Source organism: Planktothrix sp. FACHB-1365 (genome assembly GCF_014697575.1).
GTDB lineage: Bacteria > Cyanobacteriota > Cyanobacteriia > Cyanobacteriales > Microcoleaceae > Planktothrix.
The window spans coordinates 49,749-55,956 of the sequence record NZ_JACJSC010000035.1; the positions used below are offsets into that span (position 1 = coordinate 49,749).

Below are 6,208 nucleotides of genomic sequence, written 5' to 3' on the forward strand. Positions count from 1 at the left end.
TCTATCTCCCCATCAAACTCAAATTACGCTATCATCAGAATAGTGATGTGATCGAATTAACCTCTATGTATTTCACTTGGCTGGATAGTAATTCTTGGTTACTGGAAATAAGCGGAAAAAATGTTCTGATAGACCCCTGGTTAGTGGGTGCATTAACCTTTGGGAATATGAATTGGTTATTTAAGGGGGAAAGACGGAGCCCAAGACCCATTCCTCAAAAGATTGACTTAATTTTATTATCTCAGGGATTAGAAGATCATGCCCATCCTGAAACCTTAAAACAACTGAATAAAAATATCCCGGTTGTGGGTTCTCCAAATGCGGCAAAGGTAGCCCAAGAATTGGGATATACTCAAGTTCGAGCCTTGGAACATGGAAGCACCTATTGTTTAGAAAACCAAATTGAAATTAAAGCACTTCCAGGTTCGCCTATTGGCCCAACAACCCTGGAAAATGCTTATCTTTTAAAAGACTTAATAACAGGAAATACGGTTTATTATGAACCTCATGGCTATCATGCTCCTGAATTAAAAGATATGGCGACTATTGATGTTGTCATTACTCCTTTAATTAATCTGAGTTTACCTGTGGTGGGGCCAATTATTCGCGGACAACAAACAGCCTTAGACTTAGCAAAATTAGTGAAGCCAAAGGTGATGTTACCCACCGCCGATGCAGGGGATGTTGTCTATGAAGGGTTGTTAGTTTCTTTATTAAAAGCAAGTGGTAATCTTGAAGATTTTCGTTCAATGTTAGCTAGGGAAAATCTATCTACACGGGTACTCAATCCTAAACCCGGAGAACGATTTGAAGTGTCTTTAGAACAGCCTTCTGTGAGTGTGGTTTAATTGATTAAGTAGGGCGATCGCTATTCCATGAATATCAAATTAAACTTCAAACTCTTGTTTTAATTCCTCGATCAAATCCCCCTAAATTAGCCTTTTTTAGGGGGAGTTTGAGTAAGGCAGTAAGACGCTTAGGGAAAATGGATAAACTTCAGTTTTATAGCCTAATTTTAATTTCAACAATTCCTTAGTTAAGGATGAATTAAAGCTTAAAGAATTGCAGCACAAACTGCCGCCCCAATTAATCCAACCTGGGAATTTAATACAATATGAACGGGGACTTTTGCTAAAATGGGTTTCATTCTGCCTTTATTAGAAAAAGCATCCATAAATTCGGGAGTTTCTAATAAGGGTAAAATTTTAGTGGCAATTCCTCCAGCAATATATAACCCGTTATAAGGTAATAGTTTTAAAGCTAAATTTCCCGCTTCTGCTCCATAGGCTTCAACAAACATTTGCATTGTTTTTTCAGACAGAGAATCCCGTTGTTCTAATGCAGCTTGAGAAATGGCAGCAGCCGGATCAACAGTAACATCTTCTAAACCCATTTGATGTTCCCACTCTTTAACAATTTCGGCAATTTCAGTAGAGACGCGCCATGGCGCGTCTTTAGCCAGATTGCGATCACGTAAAAATTGATAAATTGCCACAATTCCCGGCCCAGAAACCACCCGTTCAACAGATACTCGATCAATATTATGTTTCGCTAATAAATATTTCATTAACTGAAATTCTAATTCAGAACGAGGGGCAAAATCTGTATGACCGTCTTCACAGGGATAGACTTTAATTCCATTAGTTAATGGAATAACAAAACATTGTCCTAAGCCTGTTCCTGCCCCAATTACCCCCATAGGAGAACCTGCTTGAGGTTGCCCTTTTTGTAAGGTTAAAACATCACTTTTGGGTAAACCTGTTACCCCATAACCAACGGCTTCAAAATCATTAATTAAAGTCACATGAGAAATGGCTAATTCTTTGGTTAAATTTCTAGCATCTAAACGCCAAGGTAAATTTGTTAATTTTGCTGTTTGATTAACCACTGGCCCTGCAATGGCAAAACAAGCTCTTTCCGGTTGGGGAATATCACCCAATTGTTGACTAGTAGCTTGCAAAAACAATTGAACAATGGGGACTAAATCAGGATAATCCCCACTCAAATACCGAACTTCATAGAGAGTTTTTAATCGTTCTTGAATTGTAGTTGATTCGACTGTAGTGGTGGCATCTACTAAGCGTAAAATCGTTTTTGTTCCACCAATATCTCCGGCTAATAATAGTGTCATATTTACATTGACTCATCCTTTACCTCTTTTATTGTGGCTCATCTGTATACTGAAGTCATCACTCTATCAGTAGAAACAGGGTTTATGGAACTCAACCTGAAACCGTGTAACAATAGAGCTAGTCCAAATTCTAAGTACAATCACTCAATATCATGCTGGTGTCGTCGCATTTACAAACTCAACCTTCCTGCGTGGATTCCTCCAAACCAGAGATCGATTATGATGTCGTTATTGTCGGGGGTGGAATTGTGGGGGCTACTTTAGCCTGTGGGTTGAAAGATTCAGGGTTAAAGGTAACCATTATTGAATCTCAACCGCCAGAAGCCGCCATTGGAAGACGACAAGCTTATGCGTTAACGCTACAAACGGGACGCATTCTCAAACAAATTGGGGTTTGGGATGAGATTTTAGCTAAAATTACTACGTTTTATCAGATTAGTTTAAGTGATTCCGATTATCCGAATGTTGTTAAATTCCTACCTCAAGATTTAGGAACCAATGAGTTAGGATATGTAGGCGAACATGGGGTGCTGTTGTCAGCGATGTATGATTTTTTAGAACACTGTCCGAATGTTTCTTGGCAATGTCCAGCTATTTTAAAAACGGTTAATTATTATTCTGATTTTGTCGAAATTGAAATTGAAAAAGAAGGGAATTCTCAACGGTTTTGCAGTCGAATTGTAGTCGCCGCCGATGGGGCAAAATCTCAATTACGGGAAGAGGCGGAAATTAAAACTCACGGTTGGAAATATTGGCAATCTTGTATAGCCATGACGATTAAAACTGAAAAATTCCATCAAAATGTTGCTTTTGAACGCTTCTGGCCCAGTGGCCCTATGGGGGTTTTACCCTTACCTGGAAATCGTTGTCAAGTGGTTTGGACAGCCCCCCATGCGGAAGCGCAGGCTTTAAAAGAATTAGAGGAAACTGAATTTTTAAAATTATTAGAATATCGGACAGGAGGATTATTAGGAAAATTAGAATTATTAAGCGATCGCTATGTTTATCCAGTACAATTAATGCAAAGCGATCGCTATATTCAACATCGATTAGCATTAGTGGGAGATGCCGCCCATTGTTGTCATCCTGTGGGGGGACAAGGCTTAAATATGGGAATTCGAGATGCAGGAGCTTTAGTAGAAGTATTGAAAACTGCTGATCACAATCAGGAAGATATCGGACAAGAAAAAATATTAAAACGCTATGAAAACTGGAGACAAAAAGAGAATTTAATTGTTTTAGGATTAACGGATTTCTTAGACCGAAGTTTCTCAGGAGATTGGATACCCAAAGTTAAGATACGTCGCCTAGGATTAGGAATCTTAAAAAAAGTGAAAGTTTTGCGGTATTTGGCATTACGATTAATGACAGGTTTAATCGGTCGTGCTCCCAAAATAGCCCTTTAAATTCAGTTAAGGCTTTTGCATATCTGCACTTTGGTTTGTAGAATCACTATGAGGTAAAGGGTATTTATCAGCATCTAATGTTCGCAGGGGCACATTCAAATATTGTCTGGCTTGTTCCTCTGCAATTTTCTGATCTTGAGTTGTTTCAAATTGACTTTCATCGAGGAGATCAGCTTTGTGTGCCGCTTCATCCGGGGTCGGAGTTGCGCCATTTTTCCATTTATATTTAAAAGTCATGGCAAACCTTAATAATTATCAAGTTTTAGGATAAAGTTTTTTAAGGTTTTCTGCCTTCTATCCGAGGTAATAAAGATCATGCTTCAGCAATTTTTAACAAGATCAGCCTTGATAACAAGTCTTGTTTTCAGTGGTATTCCTATCCCAGTTAGTCAAGCTCAAGCTTCTACGATTACCTATGATTTTACGGTTAATGTAACAGCCGGAGCCTTGACAGGTCGGTCATTTCATGGAACTTTCAGCTACGATGATTCCCCATTAACAGGTCGTGGCGTTGAGGAATTAGGGGTAAATCAAGGATTAACAATTTGCATGAATTTTTTCGGACAAAATTATCGGGAAACGGAAGATAGTAACTATCCTACATTTCCCAAGCTTGTGTTTGAAAATGGTTCGATTAAAAAACTGGATTTTTGGATAGAGCCGAATAAACGAGTCAATTGGTGGAATCAACCCGGATGGGAAGTAACTCTAAGCTGTCACGCAGTTAATTTTTTTGCCCAAAACCCTTGCTGCAAGGACTCTAGCCTACAAAATATCAAATTTAGATGCGTAGCAGCTTATCCCCCTCTGAAAATTCTTCTCCAAGTCATTGTCAGAAAGCAACCAATTAGGTTTAATAATCGTTCGGCGTAATCATTCCTAGCCAGGGTTACGCCCAACTATTGTTAAACGAATACCTCAAATGCACTTGCTGAAATCAACTCTACTGGGAAGTTATTCAGCATCACTAAAGGTTGATTATTAAAACTAATTAAAGTGGATGTTCCGTCTTGAGTTAGGGTGAGTTGATTAAACGTTAAACCCTGACTCAATAAAATCAAATCTTGTCCGAGTTGAAAATCAGTAATTTGATCTAATCCTGTATCCGCAGCGATGACAAAGCGATCGCTTCCACTGCCTCCTATTAAACTATCATTTCCTAAATCACTAAACAACCAATCATCATTTGCACCACCTTTGAGGGTATCCGCTTCTTTACCGCCATAGAGGGTATCATTGCCTTCATCTCCGCACAGTATACCGATCCCTTCATTAGCAGAAAGAATATCATTCCCTGCACCCCCCTGTAATTGTTCTAATTCCGAGGTATCTCTGATGTTTCCAGTCTCACCTGTACCGCCATAGAGGGTATCATCTCCATCACCACCGCAGATAATATCACTCCCTTGATCTCCATAGATCAAATCATCGCCATTCTCGCCATAAAGAATATCATTATCTTCGCCACCATAGAGGGTATCATTGCCGTCCCCACCGATTAAGGTATCGTTAAATAGGTTGCCATAAATAACATCATCCCCTGAACCTCCCCACAACAAATCCTCTGAGGGATCGGCTATCATATCTTGGGGGAAGTAACCGCCAAATAGGGTGTCATTGCCTTCGTCACCATAAACGGTATCTCGACCTAATTCACCCCGTAGCAGGTCATTCTGTTGACCGCCAAAGACAAAATCATCTCCTTCCCCGGCATAAATGGTATCGTTACCAATACCGCCTTGAATTAAATCGTTATTCTCATAACCATAGAGAACATCTTCTTCCTCCCCTTCGGGTGGAACACTACCATCAGTTACACTCCCAATTAAAGTATCATTGCCTTGATCCCCATAGAGGGTATCATTGCCTTGATCCCCAAAAATCAGGTCATTATTTTTCCCACCATATCCAATATCATTACCATCATCTCCCAGCAGGGTATCATTATTTTCATTAGCGGAGAGGAAATCATCTCCCGTCCCCCCACTCAACCAATCTTGTCCAGTAAGATCACGACCTGATATTGGGGGAATATCATCAATGCCTCCAAATAAACTATCATTTCCTTCTTGACCTTGAAGGGTATCATTATCAAAACTACCCCGAAGTTGATCATTTCCTTGTCCGCCTTCTATCCAAGCCGTTCCTTCTCCCCCATCAACGCTATCATCGCCATCACCACTATAAACATTGTCATCTCCGGGTAACGCATCAATAACATCATCTCCTCCAAATGAGAAGATATTATCATTTCCAGGTGTTCCTAGTAAATTATCATTCTCATTTGTGCCGTTAATAGTAGTTGTGGCAATATTGGGAGAACTCAACCCTAAAACCGGACGTTCTGGAAAGACAACACTGGGTAATTCAGGAAGGGGAGGACAAAGATTGCACTCATCATCGGGTACAAAAACCGGAGGGGATAAAGGTGCTATTGTCGGGGGTTCATCAACAGTAATATTAACAGTTGCGGTACTAATTCCACCGTTTCCATCATTGACAGTATAGTCAAAACTTGCAGGGCCAATATAACCGGGTGTGGGGGTAAATACAACTTCTCCAGTATCAGGATTTAAGTTAACTGTACCGTTATTAGGATTATTAACGGATTCAATAATTAAATTATCACCTTCTGGGTCAGTATCGTTATTTAAAGGGGTTAAGATGACAG

Annotated in this window: 6 protein-coding genes; 3 read left to right on the forward strand and 3 right to left on the reverse strand. The window is 39.8% G+C overall.

Going from position 1 to position 6,208, the window contains the following annotated elements; all coding sequences use genetic code 11:
* The first annotated feature begins 65 nt into the window (after positions 1–65).
* On the forward strand, positions 66–848 hold the full coding sequence (locus H6G57_RS25080; protein ID WP_190523624.1) for an MBL fold metallo-hydrolase: 783 nt from the start codon (positions 66–68) through the stop codon (positions 846–848).
* A gap of 206 nt (positions 849–1,054) precedes the next feature.
* Here the strand turns inward: H6G57_RS25080 and H6G57_RS25085 are convergent, their stop codons facing one another.
* Positions 1,055–2,131 (reverse strand): glucokinase, encoded by a 1,077-nt coding sequence (locus tag H6G57_RS25085; RefSeq protein ID WP_190523605.1) that lies wholly within the window; start codon positions 2,129–2,131, stop codon positions 1,055–1,057.
* 152 nt (positions 2,132–2,283) lie between these two features.
* On the opposite strand from H6G57_RS25085, the gene H6G57_RS25090 reads away from it, so the two are divergent.
* Positions 2,284–3,537, forward strand: a complete 1,254-nt coding sequence (locus tag H6G57_RS25090) for an FAD-dependent hydroxylase (protein WP_190523607.1) — start codon at positions 2,284–2,286, stop codon at positions 3,535–3,537.
* 6 nt (positions 3,538–3,543) lie between these two features.
* Here H6G57_RS25090 and H6G57_RS25095 read toward each other — a convergent pair whose 3' ends face one another.
* Positions 3,544–3,774, reverse strand: coding sequence for a bromodomain-containing protein (locus H6G57_RS25095; RefSeq protein WP_190523609.1), 231 nt, complete (start codon positions 3,772–3,774; stop codon positions 3,544–3,546).
* A gap of 108 nt (positions 3,775–3,882) precedes the next feature.
* On the opposite strand from H6G57_RS25095, the gene H6G57_RS25100 reads away from it, so the two are divergent.
* A complete protein-coding gene (locus H6G57_RS25100) occupies positions 3,883–4,410 on the forward strand; it encodes a hypothetical protein (protein WP_190523611.1) in 528 nt (175 codons plus the stop codon).
* Between the two features lie 32 nt (positions 4,411–4,442).
* On the opposite strand, the gene H6G57_RS25105 is transcribed toward H6G57_RS25100, so the two are convergent.
* Positions 4,443–6,208, reverse strand: a 1,766-nt coding sequence (locus H6G57_RS25105) for an Ig-like domain-containing protein (RefSeq protein WP_190523613.1), incomplete at its 5' end; no start/stop codon positions are given.